General features: G+C 67.0%; 16 protein-coding genes. All 16 read left to right on the top strand.

Features of this window, described 5'->3' with window-relative positions; translation table 11 throughout:
- Positions 1 to 126 precede the first annotated feature (126 nt).
- The 16 genes from OHB24_RS05770 (at position 127) to rpsG (ending at position 21,336) form a co-directional block, all read left to right on the top strand.
- On the top strand, positions 127 to 1,074 hold the full coding sequence (locus tag OHB24_RS05770) for an ABC transporter ATP-binding protein (RefSeq protein WP_327637892.1): 948 nt from the start codon (positions 127 to 129) through the stop codon (positions 1,072 to 1,074).
- Positions 1,071 to 1,844, top strand: a complete 774-nt coding sequence (locus OHB24_RS05765) for an MlaE family ABC transporter permease (RefSeq protein WP_130384661.1) — start codon at positions 1,071 to 1,073, stop codon at positions 1,842 to 1,844. The genes OHB24_RS05770 and OHB24_RS05765 overlap by 4 nt, the downstream gene beginning before the upstream one ends.
- Positions 1,845 to 1,857: 13 nt before the next feature.
- The gene (locus OHB24_RS05760) at positions 1,858 to 2,676 is read left to right on the top strand and encodes an MlaE family ABC transporter permease (protein ID WP_327641019.1); all 819 of its coding nucleotides are present in this window, start codon (positions 1,858 to 1,860) and stop codon (positions 2,674 to 2,676) included.
- A gap of 1 nt (position 2,677) precedes the next feature.
- The gene (locus OHB24_RS05755) at positions 2,678 to 4,006 is read left to right on the top strand and encodes an MCE family protein (RefSeq protein WP_327637891.1); all 1,329 of its coding nucleotides are present in this window, start codon (positions 2,678 to 2,680) and stop codon (positions 4,004 to 4,006) included.
- A gap of 160 nt (positions 4,007 to 4,166) precedes the next feature.
- Positions 4,167 to 5,198, top strand: coding sequence for an MlaD family protein (locus tag OHB24_RS05750; RefSeq protein WP_327637890.1), 1,032 nt, complete (start codon positions 4,167 to 4,169; stop codon positions 5,196 to 5,198).
- On the top strand, positions 5,195 to 6,208 hold the full coding sequence (locus OHB24_RS05745; RefSeq protein ID WP_327637889.1) for an MCE family protein: 1,014 nt from the start codon (positions 5,195 to 5,197) through the stop codon (positions 6,206 to 6,208). The genes OHB24_RS05750 and OHB24_RS05745 overlap by 4 nt, the downstream gene beginning before the upstream one ends.
- Positions 6,208 to 7,395 (top strand): MCE family protein, encoded by a 1,188-nt coding sequence (locus OHB24_RS05740; protein ID WP_327637888.1) that lies wholly within the window; start codon positions 6,208 to 6,210, stop codon positions 7,393 to 7,395. The genes OHB24_RS05745 and OHB24_RS05740 overlap by 1 nt, the downstream gene beginning before the upstream one ends.
- Positions 7,395 to 8,621, top strand: a complete 1,227-nt coding sequence (locus OHB24_RS05735; RefSeq protein WP_327641018.1) for an MCE family protein — start codon at positions 7,395 to 7,397, stop codon at positions 8,619 to 8,621. Before OHB24_RS05740 ends, OHB24_RS05735 begins: the two co-directional genes overlap by 1 nt.
- Complete coding sequence (locus OHB24_RS05730; protein WP_327637887.1) at positions 8,618 to 9,907, top strand: MlaD family protein; 1,290 nt, start codon at positions 8,618 to 8,620, stop codon at positions 9,905 to 9,907. The genes OHB24_RS05735 and OHB24_RS05730 overlap by 4 nt, the downstream gene beginning before the upstream one ends.
- Positions 9,904 to 10,395 carry a hypothetical protein gene (locus OHB24_RS05725; protein ID WP_327637886.1) on the top strand — a complete coding sequence of 164 codons (492 nt, stop codon included), beginning with the start codon at positions 9,904 to 9,906 and terminating at the stop codon, positions 10,393 to 10,395. Before OHB24_RS05730 ends, OHB24_RS05725 begins: the two co-directional genes overlap by 4 nt.
- Entirely contained in the window at positions 10,395 to 11,060 is a 666-nt protein-coding gene (locus OHB24_RS05720; RefSeq protein WP_327637885.1) for a hypothetical protein, read from the top strand. Before OHB24_RS05725 ends, OHB24_RS05720 begins: the two co-directional genes overlap by 1 nt.
- A 261-nt stretch (positions 11,061 to 11,321) precedes the next feature.
- Positions 11,322 to 14,804, top strand: a complete 3,483-nt coding sequence (rpoB, locus tag OHB24_RS05715) for a DNA-directed RNA polymerase subunit beta (RefSeq protein ID WP_327637883.1) — start codon at positions 11,322 to 11,324, stop codon at positions 14,802 to 14,804.
- A 68-nt stretch (positions 14,805 to 14,872) separates the two neighbouring features.
- A complete protein-coding gene (locus OHB24_RS05710) occupies positions 14,873 to 18,733 on the top strand; it encodes a DNA-directed RNA polymerase subunit beta' (protein WP_327637882.1) in 3,861 nt (1,286 codons plus the stop codon).
- Between the two features lie 143 nt (positions 18,734 to 18,876).
- Positions 18,877 to 20,163, top strand: a complete 1,287-nt coding sequence (locus OHB24_RS05705) for a nuclear transport factor 2 family protein (protein WP_327637881.1) — start codon at positions 18,877 to 18,879, stop codon at positions 20,161 to 20,163.
- A gap of 328 nt (positions 20,164 to 20,491) precedes the next feature.
- Positions 20,492 to 20,866 (top strand): 30S ribosomal protein S12, encoded by a 375-nt coding sequence (rpsL, locus tag OHB24_RS05700; RefSeq protein WP_130384649.1) that lies wholly within the window; start codon positions 20,492 to 20,494, stop codon positions 20,864 to 20,866.
- Complete coding sequence (gene rpsG, locus OHB24_RS05695) at positions 20,866 to 21,336, top strand: 30S ribosomal protein S7 (RefSeq protein ID WP_130384648.1); 471 nt, start codon at positions 20,866 to 20,868, stop codon at positions 21,334 to 21,336. The genes rpsL and rpsG overlap by 1 nt, the downstream gene beginning before the upstream one ends.
- Positions 21,337 to 21,339: the final 3 nt, after the last annotated feature.

The following is a 21,339-nucleotide window of genomic DNA, read 5'->3' as shown; positions in this document are numbered from 1 at the left end:
TCATCCGCTTGACTTTCAGGGGTTACGGAAAACCGTACTCGTGCGTAACCTAGGCCACTGCCCCGTCGTTGGGACGGCAGAACGTCGTCGGTCGGGGACCAGCAGACATTCCCGTGAGGAGGGCCGGTGGGCGTAGAAGTCCGCGTCGAAGGTCTCACCAAGTCCTTCGGCAGCCAGCTGATCTGGGGCGATGTGTCCCTGACGCTGCCGGCCGGTGAGATCTGCGTGATGCTCGGCCCGTCCGGTACCGGCAAGTCCGTGTTCCTGAAGACGCTGATCGGTCTGCTCAAGCCCGACAAGGGCCACGTGTACATCGAGGGCACCGACATCGCCACCTGCAGCGAGCGCGAGCTGTACGACGTACGGCGGCTGTTCGGCGTGCTGTTCCAGGACGGCGCGATGTTCGGCTCGATGAACCTGTACGACAACGTCGCGTTCCCGCTCCGCGAGCACACCAAGAAGTCCGAGTCCGACGTCCGCTCCATCGTGATGGAGAAGATGGAGATGGTCGGCCTGGTGGGCGCGGAGAAGAAACTGCCCGGCGAGATCTCCGGCGGGATGCGCAAGCGCGCCGGCCTGGCCCGCGCGCTGGTGCTGGACCCGCAGATCCTCCTCGTCGACGAGCCCGACTCCGGCCTGGACCCGGTCCGTACGTCGTTCCTGAACCAGGTGATGATCGACCTGAACGAGGCGTTCAGCCCGACGTTCCTGATCGTCACCCACGACGTCAACACCGCGCGCACCGTGCCGGACAACATCGGCATGCTCTACCACCGGCACCTGGCCATGTTCGGCCCGCGGGAGATGCTGCTGTCCAGCGAGGAGCCGGTGGTCCGCCAGTTCCTGAACGCGCAGATGGTCGGCCCGATCGGCATGTCCGAGGAGAAGGACGCCGACGAACTGGCCGCCGAGGCCGGCCAGGAACTGCCGCCGCTGCCGCCGATCCCGATCCAGCAGCTGCCCAGTAGCGGCATGCTCCGGCCGACCCAGCGCCCGCCGGGAGAGTGGTGCCGCGAGAACGGCGTCACCCCGCCGCCGGGCTCCTTCGAATCGAATGCGGTGGGCGCCCGGTGACTGTGAGCGCTACCGCCCCGCTGAAGCAGGCAGGTTCACTGTTCGCCTTCGCTCTCGACACCGGCCGGGCCACGTTCCGCCGGCCGTTCCAGGTGAAGGAGTTCCTCCAGCAGGCCTGGTTCGTGGCGAGCGTGACGATCATCCCGACCGCGCTGGTCGCGATCCCGTTCGGTGCGGTGATCGCGCTGCAGGTCGGCGGCCTGATCAAGCAGTTCGGCGCGCAGGCGTTCACCGGATCCGCCGCGGTGCTGGCCGTCGTACGGGAGGCGTCGCCGATCGCGACCGCGCTGCTGATCGCCGGAGCCGGTGGCTCGGCGATCTGCGCGGACCTCGGGTCGCGGAAGATTCGTGAAGAGCTGGACGCGATGATGGTGCTCGGTATCGACCCGATCCAGCGCCTCGTCGTGCCGCGGGTGCTCGCGACGATGCTGGTCGCGTTCTTCCTGAACGGCTTCGTCAGCGTGGTCGGCGTGATGGGCGGCTACGTCTTCAACGTCGTCCTCCAGGACGGCACCCCCGGTAGCTACATCGCGAGTTTCACCGCGCTCGCGCATCTCCCAGACCTGTGGCAGGGGCAGGCGAAGGCGCTGGTCTTCGGGTTCATCGCCGCGGTCGTCGCGTCGTACAAGGGCTGCAACGCGGGCGGCGGCCCGAAGGGCGTCGGCGACGCCGTGAACCAGTCGGTCGTCATCACGTTCATGCTGCTGTTCGTCGCGAACTTCTCGATGACCGCGATCTACTTCCAGCTCGTTCCGCCGAAGGGGGCCTGACGTGTCGGCCCTGATGGACGTGCTGGTCAAGAAACCCCTGAACTCGCTCGACCACCTCGGTGAGCAGCTCGCCTTCTACATCAAGGCGCTCGCCTGGTCCGGCAAGTCCGTCACCCGGTACCGCAAGGAGATCCTCCGGCTGCTCGCCGAGGTCACGCTCGGCTCCGGCGCGCTGGCGGTGATCGGCGGCACCGTCGGTGTGATCACGTTCCTGGCGTTCTTCACCGGCACCGAGGTCGGCCTGCAGGGCTACTCGGCGCTGAACCAGATCGGTACGTCGGCCTTCGCCGGCTTCGTGTCGGCCTACATCAACACCCGCGAGATCGGCCCGCTGATCGCCGGTATCGCGCTCGCCGCGACCGTCGGCTGCGGTTTCACCGCGCAGCTCGGCGCGATGCGGATCAGCGAGGAGATCGACGCCCTCGAGGTGATGGCGATCCCGTCGCTGCCGTTCCTGGTCACCACCCGGATCATCGCCGGCCTGATCGCCGTCATCCCGCTGTACGTCGTCGGCCTGCTCTCGTCGTACTTCGCGACCAGACTGACCGTCACCCAGTTCTACGGGCAGAGTACGGGCACGTACGACCATTACTTCCACTTGTTCCTGCCACCCGGAGACGTGCTCTGGTCGTTCGGCAAGGTGCTGGTGTTCTCCGTCCTGGTGATCCTGGTGCACTGCTACCACGGCTACCACGCGAGCGGCGGCCCGGCCGGTGTCGGCGTCGCGGTCGGTCGCGCCGTACGGACGTCCATCGTCGTGATCAACGTCGTCGACCTGCTGCTGTCGATGGCCATCTGGGGTACGACGACCACCGTCAGGCTGGCGGGGTGACATGACCAGACTGATCTCGCACAAGGTGCTGGGCGTCGCGTTCATCGGCGTACTGGTGTTCCTGCTGTGGCTGACGTACGCGTTCTACGCCAAGGTCTTCACCAAGACCGTGAACGTCGAGCTCAAGACCAGCCACATCGGCCTGCAGCTCAACGAGCACGCGGACGTGAAGCTGCGCGGCATCATCGTCGGCGAGGTCCGCGGGGTTTCGACCGACGGCGACGAGGCGACCGTCGACCTGGCGCTCAAGCCGGATCAGGTGGCCGAGATCTCCGCCGCGGTCAGCGCCCGGATCCTGCCGAAGACGCTGTTCGGAGAGAAGTACGTCGCGCTGGTGCCGCCGAGCGGAGCCGAAGGACCGCCCATCAAGGCCGGCGACGTGATCAGCCGGGACAAGACCGCGGTCGGCATCGAGATCGAGAAGGTGCTGAACGACGCGCTGCCGCTGCTCCAGGCGGTCGACCCGGCCGATCTGAACGCCACCCTGAACACGCTCGCGACCGCACTCGAGGGCCGCGGCGCCGAGATCGCCGGCACCCTCACCCAGCTCGACGGGTACCTGAAGAAGCTGAACCCGCACGTCCCGAAGCTGATGGACGCGCTCGCCAAGCTCACCCAGGTCTCGGACATCTACGGCGACGCGACGCCGGACCTGGTCCGCGCGCTGCGGAACCTGACGATCACCGGCAACACGGTCGTCGAGAAGCAGAAGCAGTTGCAGCAGTTCTTCGTCGACGTGCAGAACCTGTCCACGACCGGGGACACGTTCCTGAAGGCCAACGAGGACCGGGTGATCCGGCTCGGCCAGGTCACGCGTCCCGTCCTCGACCTGCTGGAGCGGTACTCGCCCGAGGTGCCGTGCTTCCTCAAGGTGATGACCGACACCGCCCCGATCCTGAACGACACGTTCCGCGACGGCCGGCTGAACATCAACCTCGAGCTGATCACCAACCAGCCGACGCCGTACGAGCCGAACGAGCTGCCGGTGTACAAGGACCACCGTGGGCCGACCTGTGTCGGCAAGAACTACAGCCACCCGGGCTCGAAGCCGGGTCCGTACACCCAGGAGAACCCGGCGCCGTACATCACTGGTGACGACGGCGTGATCGGCGACCACAACAAGAACCAGCGCTTCCCGCTCGACGTCAAGCTGAACCGGGCCATGCCCGGGTTCGCGATGGACACGCAGGGCGTCGGATCGCCGGCCGAGCAGAAGGTGATCGACTCGGTCGTCGGCCCGGAGATGGGCGTCGCCGCGAACGACGTACCGGACCTGACAACCCTGATGGTCGGCCCCCTCCTCCGCGGAGGGCAGGTGAACCTAAGGTGACCCCCCTCAACTGTTCGGCACGCATCTCCGGCGCCCAGGCGGGCACCTCGCCGCGTTGTCGTCGGGGCACGATGAAACCCGCATCGAGCCCCTCCTCCGCCTTGCGATGCACCCACCTGGACACCGGAGCTACGCACCAACAGCCGAGGGGGGTCACCAAATGAGCTTCTTCGACAAGAAGACCACGTTCGACACTGTTCGGCTCGGGATCTTCGTGGTGATCACGACCGTCGCGACGGCGCTGCTGGCGGTGACGATCGGGAACATCAGCTTCAACCCGACCACGAAGTACAAAGCCGTGTTCACCGACGCGGTCGGGCTGAACCAGGGTGACGACGTCCGGATCGCGGGCGTGAAGGTCGGGCAGGTCGACAAGATCGCCCTCTACGAGAACACGCTGGCGATGGTGACGATCAGCGTCGACTCCGACCAGGTGATCGACACCTCGACGCATGCGACGCTGCGGTATCGCAACCTGGTCGGCAACCGGTACGTCGCACTCACCGACGGCATCGGCGGCGGCGACCGGCTGAAGAAGAACGGCGTCATCCCGAAGGAACGCACGACGCCGGCGCTCGACCTGTCGGTGCTGTTCAACGGCTTCAAGCCGCTGTTCACCGCACTCACCCCGGCGGACGTGAACCAGTTCGCGTTCGAGGTGATCAAGGTGCTGCAGGGCGAGGGCGGCACGATCGAGTCGCTGCTGGCCAAGACGGCCTCACTGACCACCACACTGGCCGACGCCGACCAGGTGATCGGCGACCTGATCACGAACCTGACCTCGACGCTGCAGATCGTCTCGCAGCGGCAGGCGAACTTCTCCCAGCTGCTGGTCAACCTGCAGCAGTTCATCACCGGCCTCAGCCAGGACATCAACCCGATCCTCAGCTCGCTGACCTCGATCAACTCGCTGAACACCAAGACCGCCGGCCTGCTGCAGCAGACCCGGGTGCCGATCAAGGCCGACCTGGACAAGCTCCGCGCGGTCGCCAGCACACTGGACGACACCCAGGCGATCTGGGTGAAGACGCTGCAGTTCATGCCGGAGAAGCTGAACTCGATGACCCGCACCGCGTCGTACGGCTCCTGGTTCAACTTCTACCTGTGCAACTTCGACGGCAACGTCACGCTGCCCACCGGCACCCGCATCCCGGTCGCCTACGACCTCAACTCGGCGAGGTGCAAGAAGTGAAGCCCTTCCGGGAACAGAACCAGGTGACGATCGGCGTGGTCGGCCTGACGGTCGTCGGGCTGATCATGCTGGCCGCGTTCAAGGCGCAGGACCTGCCGCTGATCGGCGGCGGGACGAAGTACTCCGCGCAGTTCTCCGAGGCCGGCGGCCTGAAGCCGAACGACGAGATCCGGGTCGCCGGCGTCCGCGTCGGCAAGGTCCGCGACGTCGAGCTCGAGGGCACCCACGTCCGGGTCGACTTCGTGGTCGACAAGGGCGTGAAGCTCGGCGACCAGACCGGCGCCGAGATGAAGATCAAGACCCTGCTCGGCCAGAAGTACCTGAAACTCAACCCGGCCGGTCCCGGCGAGCTCAAGCCCGGCTCCGAGATCCCGCTGGCCCGGACGATCTCGGCGTACGACGTCGTGGACGCCTTCACCGACCTGGCCAACACCACCGAGCGGATCAACACCGCCCAGCTGGCGAAGGCCCTGGACACGCTGTCGGCGACGTTCAAGAACACGCCCGAAGAGGTGAAGGCGTCGCTGACCGGCCTGTCCCGGCTGTCCCGGAACGTGGCCAAGCGCGACGAGCAGCTCAAGCTGCTGCTGCAGCACTCGAACGTGGTCACCAAGGTTCTTGCCGACCGCAACCAGCAGCTGATCAAGCTGATGAAGGACGGCAACAAGGTGTTCCAGGCCGTGCAGGCCCGGCGGGCGCTGATCCACCAGTTGCTGGTGTCGACGCAGAAGCTGTCCGCGCAGATCACCGCGCTGGTCCGGGAGAACCGCAAGGACCTCGGGCCGACGCTGCAGAAGGTCAACGCCGTGCTCGCCGTCCTGCTGCAGAACCAGAACTCCCTGGACGCGAGCATCAAGGGCCTGGCGCCGTTCGTCCGGGTCTTCACGAACACCCTCGGCACCGGTCCGTGGTTCGACACCTACCTGCAGAACCTGGCGCCGGTGCCCGAGATCCCGCTGCCCAAGGTGCTGCCCACCGGGATCCCCCCGATCCTGGGAGGTGGCGGCTGATGCGGGTCAATGCGATCTCGCGGCTGATCGCGATGGCAGTGGTCCTGGTGATCATCGTGGTCGGCGCCGTGTCCCTGTGGCCGAAGCCCGAGCGGGTGACGGCGACGGCGTACTTCCCGCGCGCGGTCTCGGTGTACCCGGGTTCGGACGTCCGGATCCTCGGCATCAAGGTCGGCGAGGTGGAGAGCGTCACGCCGGCCGGCCGGAGCGTGCGGGTGAAGTTCTGGTGGGAGGCCAAGCACAAGGTGCCGGCCACGGCGAAGGCCGTGATCGCCTCGCCGTCGATCGTCGCGGACCGGTACGTGCAGCTCACCCCGGCGTACTCCAAGGGCGCCGTGATGGCCGACGGCGCGCAGATCCCGCTCGATCGGACCGCCGTACCGCTGGAGCTCGACCAGATCTACCAGAGCCTCAACGACCTGTCGGTGGCGCTCGGGCCGAAGGGCGCGAACGACCAGGGCGCGCTGGCCCGGCTGCTGGACGTCTCGGCGAAGAACCTGAACGGCCAGGGCGCCAAGCTGAACCAGACCATCACCGACGTCTCCAAGCTGACAAGCACGCTGTCGGGCAACTCGTCGGCGCTGTTCAACACGATCCGGCAGCTGCAGACGTTCGTGTCCGCGCTCGCCGCGAACGACCAGCTGGTCCGGCAGTTCAACACGAACTTCGCCACCACCTCGACCACCCTGGCGGGAGAGCGCAAGGACCTGGGCGCGGCGCTGTCGCTGCTCGCCACCGCACTCGGCGAGGTCGCGACGTTCGTCAAGGAGAACCGGACCCTGGTGAAGAACACCGTCACCGGCGCCACCAAGCTGTCGCAGATCCTGGTGAACGAGAAGGCCGCGCTGGCCGAGGTGCTCGACACCGCGCCGCTCGGCCTCGGCAACCTGGCCCGGATCTACAACCCGCAGTTCGGCACGCTGGACCAGCGCATCAACCCGGGACAGCTCGACGACCCGGCGACGTTCGTCTGCTCACTGCTGCTGCAGGCGAACCAGCCGCTGTCGATGTGCTCCACGCTGAAGCCGGTCCTGGACGCCCTCGCCAAGCTGCCGCTGATCGAGCAGCTGACCGGCACCGCGCCCGTCAGCGGCGGCCCTGCCGGTACGCCGTGGGCGCCGACGCCGAAGGCCCCGCTGAACAGCCCCGACCCCGTGGACCCGACACTCGGGGGGTTGGTCAAGTGATGCGCCGTACGTCGATCGTTGCCGGAGTCGCTGCGCTCGCGATGCTGCTGAGCGGCTGTGATTTCTCCGTCTACTCGCTCCCGCTGCCGGGCGGCGCGAAGATCAAGGGGCCGTCGTACACGGTCACCGTCGAGTTCACCGACGTCCTGGACCTGGTGCCGAAGTCGTCGGTGAAGGTCGACGACGTCACCGTCGGCACGGTCGAGAAGGTCTGGCTGGACGGGTACGTCGCCAAGGTGCGGATCAAGCTGCCGAAGAGCCTCGCGCTGCCGGACAACACGCACGCCACGATCCGCCAGACCAGCCTGCTGGGCGAGAAGTTCGTGTCGCTGGCCCGGCCGACCGGGACCGAGAAGGCGCGCGGCAAGCTCGACAACGGCGAGCTGATCCCGCTGTCCAGGACCAGCAGCAACGTCGAGGTCGAGGAAGTCCTGTCCGCGCTCTCGCTGCTGCTGAACGGCGGCGGCGTCGCGCAGCTGCAGATCATCACGCAGGAGCTGAACAAGGCGCTGACCGGCAACGAGCCGGCTATCCGCAGCGTGCTGACCCAGCTGAACACGTTCGTCGGCACCCTGGACCAGAACAAGGCGCGGATCGTCACCGCGATCAAGTCGGTGGACGCGCTCGCCAAGAAGCTGAACGCGCAGAAGGCGACGCTGGCGACCGCGATCGACTCGCTGCCGGCGTCGATCGCGACCCTGGACAAGCAGCGCGCCGCGCTGGTGAAGACGCTGCAGGCGCTGGCCACGCTGGGCAACACCGCGACCCGGGTGATCACGTCCGCGCAGAAGGACCTGGTGGCCAACCTGCAGTCGCTGTACCCGATCCTCACCAAGCTGGCCGAGGCGGGGGAGAACCTGCCGAAGTCGCTGGAGCTGCTGTTCACCTATCCGTTCCCCGACAACGCCGCCAAGGCCGCGAAGGGTGACTACACCAACCTCGGGATCACGGTGGACGTGAACACCAAGAAGGCACTCGACAGTCTGCTCGGGATCCAGCTGCCGACAGTCGGCCCGACCGCGCTGCCGACCAACCGGATCAGCCTCCCGGTGCATCTGCCGACCAGTCCGGGCCAAGGCAGCGTGCTGCCGTCGCTGCCGGTCCCGACCGGGACCGCGACGACCTGCATCACGGTGCTCGGCCTGCCGGTCTGCTCGCCGAAGCTGAACCGGTCCGGGTTCGATCCCGACCTGGCCAAGGCACTGATGCCGGGGGTGGTCGGATGATCACCAGAACGGTCCGGATCCAGCTGATGGTGTTCCTGCTGATCACCGTCGTCGGCGTCGCCTTCGTCGGTGCGAAGTACGCCCAGATCGACAAGCTGATCGTCAACACCGACTACACCGTCAGTGCCAGCTTCGTCGAGTCCGGCGGCATCTTCGCGGGCGCCGAAGTGACCTACCGTGGCCAGCCGGTCGGCCGGGTCGGGCAGCTGAAGCTGCTCGACGACGGCGTCCAGGTGGACATGGACATCGACAAGAAGTTCAAGATCCCGAACGACCTGCTCGCGGTGGTCGCGAACCGGTCCGCGATCGGCGAGCAGTACGTCGACCTGCAGCCGCGCCGCGACGGGGCGCCGTACCTGCAGGACAACTCGAAGATCGACCGCAAGGACACCGCGATCCCGATCGACACCACCGAGCTGCTGCTGAACCTGGACCAGCTGGTGAACTCGGTCGACAAGGAGAGCCTGCGGACCACGGTGCGCGAGCTCGGGACGGCGCTGAAGGGCAAGGGCACCGACCTGCAGAAGATCATCGACAGCTCCGGCAAGCTGATCGATGACGCGGACGCCAACGTGCTGCAGACGATCAAGCTGATCAACGACGGCGACACCGTGCTCGCCACCCAGGTGGCCAGCGGCGACGCGATCAAGACCTGGGCGAAGAACCTGGCGCTGCTGTCCGACACCCTGGTCAGCTCGGACAGCAACCTGCGCAAGGTGATCGACCAGGGTTCGGTCGCGTCCACCCAGATCACCGGCCTGATCCAGGACAACAGCGCGTCGGTCGCGGTGCTGCTCGGTAACCTGCTGACGGTGAGCGAACTGACCGCGGTCCGGCTGGACGCCGTCGAGCAGCTGTTCGTGGTGTACCCGGCGGTGTCGATGGGCGGGTACGTCGTACCGGCCAAGAACGCCGAGGGGCACTACGACGCGCACTTCGGGCTGGTCGTCGGGCTGCAGCCGCCGGCCTGCCGGCCCGGGTACGGCGGCACGAACAAGCGGGTCCCGCAGGACCTGAAGGACACCCCGGCGAACACCAAGGCCGGTTGTACGGCGGATCCGAAGAGCGGGATCAACGTGCGCGGCTCGCAGAACAAGCCGTCGCCGTCGTCGCGCGAGGACCTGAACCGGTCCGGCTACGGACTCGGGTACGACCCGGCCACCGGCGCCGCGGGCGGGACCGACGGGATGCCGGGCATGACCCTCGGCTCCACCGGCGGACAGCAGGACCTGCTCGGCAGTGACTCCTGGAAGGCACTCATCCTTGGACCGGTGACCGGCCAGTGATCGCACGGAACGGCCGGCTGATGCTGGCCTGGGCTCTCAGCGTGCTGCTCGTGGTGGCGATCGCCGGCCTGACGCTGTCGGTGGTCGCCCTGAGCAAGCAGCGGGCCGACGACTCGCAACGCGACGGCGCGATGAAGGCGGCGCGGCAGTTGGCGCTGGACTTCACGACGTACGACTACCAGACCTGGGACGCGGACTCGAAGCGGGTCATCGACGACTCCACCGGGCAGTTCAAGCAGGAGTTCCAGCAGGGGATCGACGCGGTGAAGACCGACGTGGTGACGAACAAGGCGACCTCCAAGGGCGACGTCAAGGAAGCCGCCGTCGTCTCCAACGACAAGGACTCCGCCCAGGTGCTGGTGATCGTGAACGCGGTGGTGACGAACACGGCCTCGGCCGAGGGCGTCCAGCGCCGGTACCGGATCAAGCTGGACATGGTCCGCGAGAAGGACCGCTGGCTGACCGCCGACCTGCAGGTGGTGGGCTGATGTCCGACCGCCGCAGCCGCCCGCGGATCGCCGGCCAGCGCCGTACGGCGAAACCCGACCAGCCGGCCGAACTGGTCGAGGAGACCCGTCCGGAGGATGTGACCCCGGCCACAGAAGAGGTCTCCGAGGCCGATCTGGAGGAGTCGCCGGCCCCCGAAATCTCTACGGAGAGTGAGCAGAAACGGGGTCTGGGGACCGCGTTGACGGCCGCGCTCGGCGTCGTCGTCGTACTCACCCTGACGGTCGCCGCGGTGCTCGGGATCAAGGCCTGGCACGGCAAGCAGGCCGAGGACGCCCGCAACCAGGCCGCCGCCGCGGGCCGGAAGGCGGCCGAGACGGCGCTCAGCTACGACTACCGTGACCTGGACAAAAGCTTCGCTGCAGCGCGGGCGACGATGACTCCGGAGTTCGCCGCGAAGTTCGACGAGACCGCGAAGGTGGCCGGCGAACTGGCCACCAAGACCAAGGCCACGGTGAAGGCCGACGTCCGCGAGGTCGGGGTCCGCGACGGCGACGCCGACCGGGTCACGCTGATCATCTTCGTCAACCAGACGACCACCAGCACGATCACGAAGGGTAGTCCCCGGGTGGATCTGAACCGGACCCGGTTCACGATGGTCCGAAACGGCGACCGATGGCTGGTCCAGGAGATCGCCGGACTGTAATCTCTAGGTAACTCCGCACCAGAGGGGCGCCGGGTGTCTCGTGGGTGATCTACCCACTGGAGACTCCGGGTCGGTCCTTGACGGAGAGGGTGGTCCAACGGCAAACTATTGGACCCCATTGGACAGGCTTGCCTGGAGCATGTAGCCTATTGCTTTGCGCTGCCTTTTTCCTCGCCTCTGCTCGGGTCTCCGACTTGACTGGGGCGGCTTGGCGCGCCCCCAGCACCGATGTGATTTTGCGAGCCCGTGGAAGGACGCCCCTTGGTCGCCTCGCGCAACCCCCAGTCCGACAGTATTTCCAACGTCACCGGCCCCCGCCGCATCTCCTTCGCAAAGATCTCCGAGCCTCTCCAGGTTCCGGATCTGCTTGCGCTGCAGGTGGACAGTTTCGACTGGCTGGTCGGTAACGAAACGTGGCAGGCCCGTGTGGCCGCCGCCGAGGCCGAGGGGCGGTCGGACCTGTCCGGCCCCAGCGGCCTGGAAGAGATCTTCGAGGAGATCTCCCCGATCGAGGACTTCAGCGGCACCATGTCGCTGTCGTTCCGCGACCACCGCTTCGAGCCGCCGAAGAACACGGTGGACGAGTGCAAGGAGCGGGACGTCACGTACTCCGCTCCGCTGTTCGTCACCGCCGAGTTCATGAACAACGAGACCGGCGAGATCAAGAGCCAGACCGTCTTCATGGGCGACTTCCCGCTGATGACGCGCAAGGGCACCTTCGTGATCAACGGCACCGAGCGCGTCGTCGTGTCGCAGCTCGTCCGTTCGCCCGGTGTGTACTTCGAGCGCACCCCGGACAAGACGTCCGACAAGGACATCTTCACCGCCAAGATCATCCCGTCGCGCGGCGCGTGGCTGGAGTTCGAGGTGGACAAGCGCGACATGGTCGGCGTCCGCCTCGACCGTAAGCGCAAGCAGAACGTCACCGTGCTGCTGAAGGCGCTCGGCTGGACCGACGCGCAGATCCTCGAGGAGTTCGGGGACTACGAGTCGATCCGCCTGACCCTGGAGAAGGACCACACGTCCGGCCAGGACGACGCGCTGCTCGACATCTACCGCAAGCTGCGTCCGGGTGAGCCGCCGACCCGCGAGGCCGCGCAGGCGCTGCTGGAGAACTACTACTTCAACGGCAAGCGCTACGACCTGGCCAAGGTCGGCCGCTACAAGATCAACAAGAAGCTCGGCCGTGACGAGGCGCACGACATGGCGGTGCTGACCGTCGACGACATCGTCGCCACGATCAAGTACCTGGTCGCGCTGCACGAAGGCAAGACCGAGCTGCCGGCTCCGCGGGGCGAGATCGTCGTCGAGGAAGACGACATCGACCACTTCGGCAACCGCCGGCTGCGGACCGTCGGTGAACTGATCCAGAACCAGCTGCGCACCGGCCTGGCCCGGATGGAGCGCGTGGTCCGGGAGCGGATGACGACCCAGGACGTCGAGGCGATCACGCCGCAGACCCTGATCAACATCCGTCCGGTGGTGGCGGCGCTGAAGGAGTTCTTCGGCACCTCCCAGCTGTCGCAGTTCATGGACCAGACCAACCCGGTCGCGGGCCTGACCCACAAGCGCCGGCTGAACGCGCTCGGCCCGGGTGGTCTGAGCCGTGAGCGGGCCGGGTTCGAGGTCCGTGACGTGCACCCGTCGCACTACGGGCGGATGTGCCCGATCGAGACGCCGGAAGGCCCGAACATCGGCCTGATCGGCTCGCTCGCGTCGTACGGCCGGGTGAACGCGTTCGGCTTCGTCGAGACGCCGTACCGCAAGGTCGTCGACGGCCAGGTCACCGACCAGGTGGACTACCTGACCGCCGACGAGGAGGACCGGTTCGTCATCGCGCAGGCGAACGCCGCGCTGAACGACGACGACCGGTTCGCCGAGGAGCGCGTGCTGGTCCGTCGCCGTCACGGCGAGGTCGAGCTCGTGCCGGTCGACGACGTGGACTACATGGACGTCTCGCCGCGCCAGATGGTGTCGGTGGCGACCGCGCTGATCCCGTTCCTCGAGCACGACGACGCCAACCGCGCGCTGATGGGTTCGAACATGCAGCGCCAGGCGGTGCCGCTGATCACCTCGGACGCCCCGCTGGTCGGTACCGGCATGGAGTTCCGCGGTGCGGTCGACGCCGGCGACGTGGTCGTGTCCGACAAGCCCGGTGTGGTCAAGGAGGTCTCGGCCGACCTGATCGAGATCGCCGCCGACGACGGCACGTACCAGACCTACCGGATGGCGAAGTTCCGCCGCTCGAACCAGGGCACCTGCATCAACCAGCGCCCGCTGGTGGACGCCGGTCAGCGGGTCGAGATCGGTACGCCGCTGGCCGACGGTCCGTGCACCGACGAGGGCGAGATGGCCCTCGGCCGCAACATGCTGGTCGCGTTCATGACGTGGGAGGGCTACAACTACGAGGACGCGATCATCCTCAGCCAGCGCGTCGTACAGCAGGACCTGCTGACCTCGATCCACATCGAGGAGCACGAGGTCGACGCCCGCGACACCAAGCTGGGTCCGGAGGAGATCACCCGGGACATCCCGAACGTCTCCGACGAGATGCTGTCCGACCTGGACGAGCGCGGCATCATCCGGATCGGCGCCGAGGTCACCACCGGTGACATCCTGGTCGGGAAGGTCACGCCGAAGGGCGAGACCGAGCTGACCCCGGAGGAGCGGCTGCTGCGCGCGATCTTCGGTGAGAAGGCGCGCGAGGTCCGCGACACGTCGCTGAAGGTTCCGCACGGCGAGGAGGGCACCGTCATCGGTGTCCGCGTCTTCGACCGGGACAACGGCGACGAGCTGCCGCCGGGCGTCAACCAGCTGGTCCGGGTGTACGTCGCCCAGAAGCGGAAGATCTCGGTCGGCGACAAGCTGGCCGGCCGGCACGGCAACAAGGGCGTCATCTCGAAGATCCTGCCGGTCGAGGACATGCCGTTCCTCGAGGACGGCACCCACGTCGACGTCATCCTGAACCCGCTGGGCGTGCCCGGCCGGATGAACGTCGGCCAGGTGCTGGAGACCCACCTCGGCTGGATCGCCAGCCGCGGCTGGGAGGTCGACCCGGAGAACGAAGAAGAGTGGGCGCAGCGGCTGATCAAGATCGGCGCCGGTGCGGCCGAGCCGATGACCAACGTCGCCACCCCGGTCTTCGACGGCGCCACCGAGGAAGAGGTCACCGGCCTGCTCTCCTCGACGCTGCCGAACCGGGACGGCGTCCGGATGGTCAACGGGCAGGGCAAGGCGAAGCTGTTCGACGGCCGTTCGGGTGAGCCGTTCCCGGAACCGGTCGGTGTCGGCTACATGTACATCCTGAAGCTGCACCACCTGGTCGACGACAAGATCCACGCGCGTTCGACCGGTCCGTACTCGATGATCACGCAGCAGCCGCTGGGCGGTAAGGCCCAGTTCGGCGGCCAGCGGTTCGGCGAGATGGAGGTGTGGGCCCTGGAGGCCTACGGTGCCGCCTTCGCGCTGCAGGAACTGCTGACCATCAAGTCGGACGACGTGGTCGGCCGCGTCAAGGTGTACGAAGCGATCGTCAAGGGCGAGAACATCCCGGAGCCGGGTATCCCGGAGTCCTTCAAGGTTCTGGTCAAGGAAATGCAGTCCCTGTGTCTGAACGTGGAAGTGCTCTCGTCCGACGGAAGCCGGGTCGAGATGCGCGACAGCGAGGAGGACGTCTTCCGTGCAGCGGAGGAACTGGGCATCGACCTGTCGCGGCGCGAGCCGAACAGCGTCGAGGAGGTCTGAGCGGGTTGCCGCTTGAGATCAACAACCAACTCACTCAGACCATTTTTAGCAACGGGAGATAACACATCGTGCTCGACGTGAACTTCTTCGACGAGCTTCGGATCGGCCTGGCGACCGCGGATGAAATCCGCCAGTGGTCGCACGGCGAGGTCAAGAAGCCCGAGACGATCAACTACCGGACGCTCAAGCCCGAGCGTGACGGTCTGTTCTGCGAGAAGATCTTCGGTCCCACCCGGGACTGGGAGTGCTACTGCGGTAAGTACAAGCGCGTTCGCTTCAAGGGCATCATCTGCGAGCGGTGTGGCGTCGAGGTCACCCGCTCCAAGGTGCGCCGCGAGCGGATGGGCCACATCGAGCTGGCCGCGCCGGTCACCCACATCTGGTACTTCAAGGGTGTCCCGTCGCGGCTCGGCTACCTGCTCGACCTCGCCCCGAAGGACCTGGAGAAGGTCATCTACTTCGCGGCGTACATGATCACCGACGTCGACGAGGAGTCGCGGCACCGCGACCTGACCTCGCTCGAGGGTCGCGTGGACGTGGAGCGCAAGCAGCTCGAGAACCGTCGTGACAACGACATCGAGACGCGCATGAAGAAGCTCGAGGAGGACCTGGCGCAGCTCGAGGCCGAGGGCGCCAAGGCCGACGTACGCCGCAAGGTGAAGGAAGGCGCCGAGCGGGAGGTCAAGCAGCTGCGCGACCGCTCGCAGCGCGAGATCGACCGCCTCGACGAGGTCTGGACCCGGTTCAAGAACCTGAAGGTCCAGGACCTCGAGGGCGACGAGATCCTCTACCGCGCCATGAAGGAGCGGTTCGGCAAGTACTTCGAGGGCGCCATGGGTGCCGCCGCGATCCAGCGCCGGCTGGAGACCTTCGACCTGAAGGCCGAGGCGGACAACCTGCGCGAGACGATCAAGACCGGTAAGGGCCAGCGCAAGACCCGCGCCCTGAAGCGGCTCAAGGTCGTCACCGCGTTCCTGGCCACCAACAACAGCCCGATGGGCATGGTGCTCGACTGCGTCCCGGTGATCCCGCCGGACCTGCGGCCGATGGTTCAGCTCGACGGTGGCCGGTTCGCCACCTCGGACCTGAACGACCTGTACCGCCGGGTGATCAACCGGAACAACCGGCTCAAGCGGCTGCTCGACCTGGGCGCGCCCGAGATCATCGTCAACAACGAGAAGCGGATGCTGCAGGAGGCCGTCGACGCGCTGTTCGACAACGGCCGCCGTGGTCGTCCGGTCACCGGCCCGGGCAACCGGCCGCTGAAGTCGCTGTCCGACATGCTCAAGGGCAAGCAGGGTCGTTTCCGTCAGAACCTGCTGGGCAAGCGCGTCGACTACTCGGGCCGTTCGGTCATCGTGGTCGGCCCGCAGCTGAAGCTGCACCAGTGCGGTCTGCCGAAGGCGATGGCGCTGGAGCTGTTCAAGCCGTTCGTGATGAAGCGGCTGGTCGACCTCAACCACGCGCAGAACATCAAGTCCGCCAAGCGGATGGTCGAGCGTCAGCGCGCCCAGGTCTGGGACGTGCTGGAAGAGGTCATCACCGAGCACCCGGTCCTGCTGAACCGTGCACCAACCCTGCACCGGCTGGGCATCCAGGCGTTCGAGCCGCAGCTGATCGAGGGCAAGGCGATCCAGATCCACCCGCTCGTCTGCTCCGCGTTCAACGCGGACTTCGACGGCGACCAGATGGCGGTGCACCTGCCGCTGTCGGCCGAGGCGCAGGCCGAGGCCCGGATCCTGATGCTGTCGACGAACAACATCCTGAAGCCGGCTGACGGTCGCCCCGTCACGATGCCGACCCAGGACATGATCATCGGCATCTACTTCCTGACCATGCTGAAGGAAGGCGCCAAGGGCGAGGGCCGGGCGTTCAGCTCGGTGGCCGAGGCGATGATGGCCTTCGACCGCAGCGAACTGGCGTTGCAGGCCAAGATCACCATCCGGCTCAACGGTTCGGCCGCACCGCAGAACGCGGTCGAGCTGGACAACGGCGGCTTCGCGCTGGAGACGACGCTGGGCCGGGCGCTGTTCAACGAGGCGCTGCCGTCGGACTACCCGTTCGTCGACACCGAGGTGGGCAAGAAGCAGCTCGGCGGGATCGTCAACGACCTGGCCGAGCGGTACACCAAGGTCGAGGTCGCGCACGCCCTGGACGCGTTGAAGGACCTCGGTTACTACTGGTCCACGCGTTCCGGCGTGACGGTGTCGATCGACGACTTCAGCACGCCGCCGTCCAAGCCGGAGATCATGGCGCGGTACGAGTCGCAGGCCGAGAAGGTCCAGAAGCAGTTCGAGCGGGGTCTGATCACCTCGTCCGAGCGGCGTCAGGAGCTGATCGAGATCTGGACCGGCGCCAACGCCGAGGTCGGTAAGGCGATGGAGGAGAACTTCGCCAAGGACAACCCGATCTGGATGATGGTGCACTCGGGAGCCCGAGGCAACATGATGCAGATCCGGCAGATCTCCGGTATGCGTGGTCTGGTGGCCAACCCGAAGGGTGAGATCATCGCCCGGCCGATCAAGTCCAACTTCCGCGAGGGCCTGTCGGTGGTCGAGTACTTCATCGCCACCCACGGCGCCCGGAAGGGTCTGGCCGACACCGCGCTGCGGACCGCCGACTCGGGGTACCTGACCCGTCGTCTGGTGGACGTGTCGCAGGACGTGATCATCCGCGAGGAAGACTGCGGGACCGAGCGGGGCCTGCCGAAGCAGATCGGCGAGAAGGACCCGTCCGGCAAGGTCGTGCACGCCGAGAACGTAGAGACCAGCGCGTACGCGCGGACCCTGGCCACCGACGCCCTGGACGCCGACGGCAACGTCGTGCTCGCCGGTGGCGCCGACCTGGGCGACGTGTCGATCGCGAAGCTGGTCGCGGCCGGGCTCGAGGTGGTCAAGGTCCGGTCGGTGCTCACCTGTGACGCCAAGACCGGTACCTGCGCGAAGTGCTACGGCCGTTCGCTGGCGACCGGCAAGCCGGTCGACATCGGCGAGGCGGTCGGCATCATCGCGGCCCAGTCCATCGGTGAGCCGGGTACGCAGCTGACGATGCGGACCTTCCACACCGGTGGTGTCGCGGGTGATGACATCACCCACGGTCTGCCGCGTGTGGTCGAGCTGTTCGAGGCGCGTCAGCCCAAGGGCAAGGCGCCGATCTCGGAGGCCGCGGGCCGGATCGCGATCGAGGACACCGACAAGACCCGGAAGCTGGTGCTCACCCCGGACGACGGTTCCGAGGAGGTCGCCTACCCGGTGTCGAAGCGTGGCCGCCTGCTGATCGAGGACGGTCAGCACGTCGAGGTCGGTCAGCAGCTGACGCAGGGTACGCCGGACCCGCAGGAGGTTCTGCGGATCCTGGGTGTCCGCAAGGCGCAGGAGCACCTGGTGGACGAGGTCCAGGAGGTGTACCGGTCGCAGGGTGTGGCCATCCACGACAAGCACATCGAGATCATCGTCCGGCAGATGCTGCGCCGGGTCACGGTGATCGAGTCCGGCGAGGCGAACCTGCTGCCGGGCGAGCTGGCGGACCGGATCATGTTCGAGGCGGAGAACCGTCGCGTCGTGGCCGAGGGCGGTACGCCGGCCTCCGGTCGTCCGGTGCTGATGGGTATCACCAAGGCCTCGCTGGCGACCGAGTCGTGGCTGTCGGCCGCCTCCTTCCAGGAGACGACCCGCGTCCTCACCGAGGCCGCGATCCACGGCAAGTCCGACTCGCTGGTCGGTCTGAAGGAGAACGTCATCATCGGCAAGCTGATCCCGGCCGGTACGGGCATGGACCGGTACCGCAACATCCGGGTGGAGCCCACCGAGGAGGCGAAGGCCGCGATGTACTCGATGGTCGGCTACGAGTCGTACGACTACGACTTCGGCCCGTCCAGCGGTCAGTCGGTCCCGCTCGACGACTTCGACCTCGGTTCGTACAAGAACTGAGCGCAGTCAACGCCTGACGAGGGCGGCACTTCCCTGCTGGGAGGTGCCGCCCTCGGTGCATTTACACGCTCACACGACGGGTCGCGGAAAAGACACTCGGGGTGGCGGCACACAGCGTGCCCGTCATGCGCCAAGATTGGTGCATGACGGATCTGCCGGCCTACCTGCGGCCTTTCGTCTTGGGGGTTCTGGAAGGTTCTGACGTACGCGTCGATCGCCTGGGGGAGATCGACCTGTACCGTCCGCCCGGTACCGCCCGAGGCGGAGCAATTCTCTTTGTGCACGGGGGACCCGGGCCTGCCGGCCTCGAGGTGATGCCTCGGGACTGGCCGGTCTACAAGGGCTACGCGACGGCTGCCGCCAGGCTGGGCCTGGTGGCCGCGGTCGTCGACCACAGCCTGATCCACGGCCTCGACCGACTGGTCGCGGCCGCGGACGAGGTGGAGGCAGCGGTCGGCGTACTGCGTTCCGACCCACGGGTCGACCCCGATCGGGTCGGACTGTGGTTCTTCTCCGGCGCCGGCCTACTGGCCGGGGAGTGGCTGGACAGCCGCCCCGACTGGCTGCGCTTCGTCGCCCTGACCTACCCCCTGCTCGCCACCCCGCCCGGTGTCGACGATTTGGTAACCGCCGCCGAAGTGATCGGCAAACACAAGGACCTGCCGGTGCTGCTGACCAGAGCTGGACTCGAGCGTGAGGAGCTCGCCGGTCCGGTAGCGGAGTTCGTCTCCGCGGGCGGCGCCGCGCTGGACATCATCGACGTACCGAAAGGGCACCACGGGTTCGACATGCTCGACCACACCGAAGAATCACGCGCCGCCGTGACCAAGGCTCTCGACTGGGCGATCGCCCACCTCGGCGAAGAGCCTGGCGCCGACGGCAAGCTCCTCGTCCCACCCCCGGCCAAGAAGAAGACCACTACTACCCGCCGTACGACGCCCGCAGCCAAAGCGGCCGTCGCGGTACAGGAACCCCTGGCTCCGGCTGAACCCGCCACTCAGCCGCCTGCCGCCCCCGCACCCATCACTCCCGCACCTGTCGTCCCGGCCGCGGCTCAGCCCCCGCTGGCGGGCCTGGGAGCCGCGACTGTCGCCGCGGTCACCGCCGACACCCCGGCTGCGCGGGTGATCGGCCGTGAGCACTCGGCGTACGACGCACACGACCTCGAGGCCTTCCTGGCCATGTACTCGCCGACCGCCCGGATCCTGCTGGCGGACGGCACCGAGCTCAAGGGCCGGCGGTTCCTGCGCGAGTACTACCGCCCGCGCTTCGCGGCCGGCAGCTGCAAGACCGAGGTCGTCCAGCGGCTGATGCTGGGGGAGTGGGTGGTGGAGCACGTGGTCACCTACGACGACGGCGGATCCACTCCGCAACTGAGCCTCTACCGGGTCGCCGACGGCCTGATAACGGACGTCGAGTTCCGCGTCTGACGACATCTGGTCAGGGCCTCTGGAAGCGCTTGCCGAGAGCTGTTCCGGAGGCCCTGTACTATGAATTAGCGGAAGGTCTCCGATCGCGGTTGTTTACTCATTTTGACCGCACTTGAGGCACCCGCTAGTCTTAACGATCGTGCCCGGGGTCTTTCCTGGGCCGTCATGCGTGCCCCTCGTCCAACGGATCGGGCCGCGTGGCACGGGACTCCTGCCGACAGTCTGGAAGATTACGGCTTCGGTCTGCTCGTGCGCACGCGACACACCCGACCGCGGGGGTCAGGCAAAAGCTACAAACCCAGCCGGACGACAGAAAGAGACCCACGCGGTGCCCACCATTAACCAGCTGGTCCGCAAGGGCCGCCAGGACAAGGTGTCCAAGAACAAGACGCCCGCCCTGAAGGGTTCCCCTCAGCGTCGTGGTGTGTGCACGCGCGTCTACACGACCACGCCGAAGAAGCCGAACTCCGCGCTTCGCAAGGTTGCGCGTGTCCGCCTGACCAGCGGCATCGAGGTCACCGCCTACATTCCCGGCGTCGGCCACAACCTGCAGGAGCACTCGATCGTGCTCGTGCGCGGCGGCCGTGTGAAGGACCTTCCGGGTGTCCGGTACAAGATCATCCGCGGTTCGCTCGACACCCAGGGTGTGAAGAACCGGAAGCAGGCTCGCAGCCTCTACGGCGCGAAGAAGGAGAAGAGCTAATGCCGCGCAAGGGCCCCGCCCCGAAGCGCCCGGTCATCATCGACCCGGTCTACAGTTCGCCGCTCGTCACCCAGTTGATCTCGAAGATCCTGGTCGACGGCAAGAAGCAGATCGCGCAGAGCATCGTGTACAACGCGCTCGAGGGCACTCGCACCAAGACCGGCACCGACCCGGTGATCACGCTGAAGCGTGCGCTGGACAACGTGAAGCCGAGCATCGAGGTGAAGAGCCGCCGCGTCGGTGGAGCCACGTACCAGGTGCCGATCGAGGTCAAGCCGGGTCGCTCGACCACGCTCGCCCTGCGCTGGCTGACGTCCTACTCCCGTGCGCGTCGCGAGAAGACCATGTCCGAGCGCCTGATGAACGAGATCCTGGACGCGTCCAACGGTCTCGGTGCGTCGGTGAAGCGCCGCGAGGACACGCACAAGATGGCCGAAGCCAACAAGGCTTTCGCCCACTACCGCTGGTGATCC

This window comes from Kribbella sp. NBC_00482 (genome assembly GCF_036013725.1).
Taxonomy (GTDB): domain Bacteria; phylum Actinomycetota; class Actinomycetes; order Propionibacteriales; family Kribbellaceae; genus Kribbella.
The sequence above is the reverse complement of the archived record's forward strand: the minus strand, read 5'-3'. Positions and strand labels throughout refer to the sequence as shown.

Bases quoted from the DNA above. Each gene is read 5' to 3' on its own strand.
- OHB24_RS05760 (WP_327641019.1), top strand. From the start codon at position 1,858: ATGGACGTGCTGGTCAAGAAACCCCTGAACTCGCTCGACCACCTCGGT.
- OHB24_RS05755 (WP_327637891.1), top strand. From the start codon at position 2,678: ATGACCAGACTGATCTCGCACAAGGTGCTGGGCGTCGCGTTCATCGGC.
- OHB24_RS05750 (WP_327637890.1), top strand. From the start codon at position 4,167: ATGAGCTTCTTCGACAAGAAGACCACGTTCGACACTGTTCGGCTCGGG.
- OHB24_RS05740 (WP_327637888.1), top strand. From the start codon at position 6,208: ATGCGGGTCAATGCGATCTCGCGGCTGATCGCGATGGCAGTGGTCCTG.
- OHB24_RS05735 (WP_327641018.1), top strand. From the start codon at position 7,395: ATGCGCCGTACGTCGATCGTTGCCGGAGTCGCTGCGCTCGCGATGCTG.
- OHB24_RS05730 (WP_327637887.1), top strand. From the start codon at position 8,618: ATGATCACCAGAACGGTCCGGATCCAGCTGATGGTGTTCCTGCTGATC.
- OHB24_RS05720 (WP_327637885.1), top strand. From the start codon at position 10,395: ATGTCCGACCGCCGCAGCCGCCCGCGGATCGCCGGCCAGCGCCGTACG.
- OHB24_RS05705 (WP_327637881.1), top strand. From the start codon at position 18,877: ATGACGGATCTGCCGGCCTACCTGCGGCCTTTCGTCTTGGGGGTTCTG.
- rpsG (WP_130384648.1), top strand. From the start codon at position 20,866: ATGCCGCGCAAGGGCCCCGCCCCGAAGCGCCCGGTCATCATCGACCCG.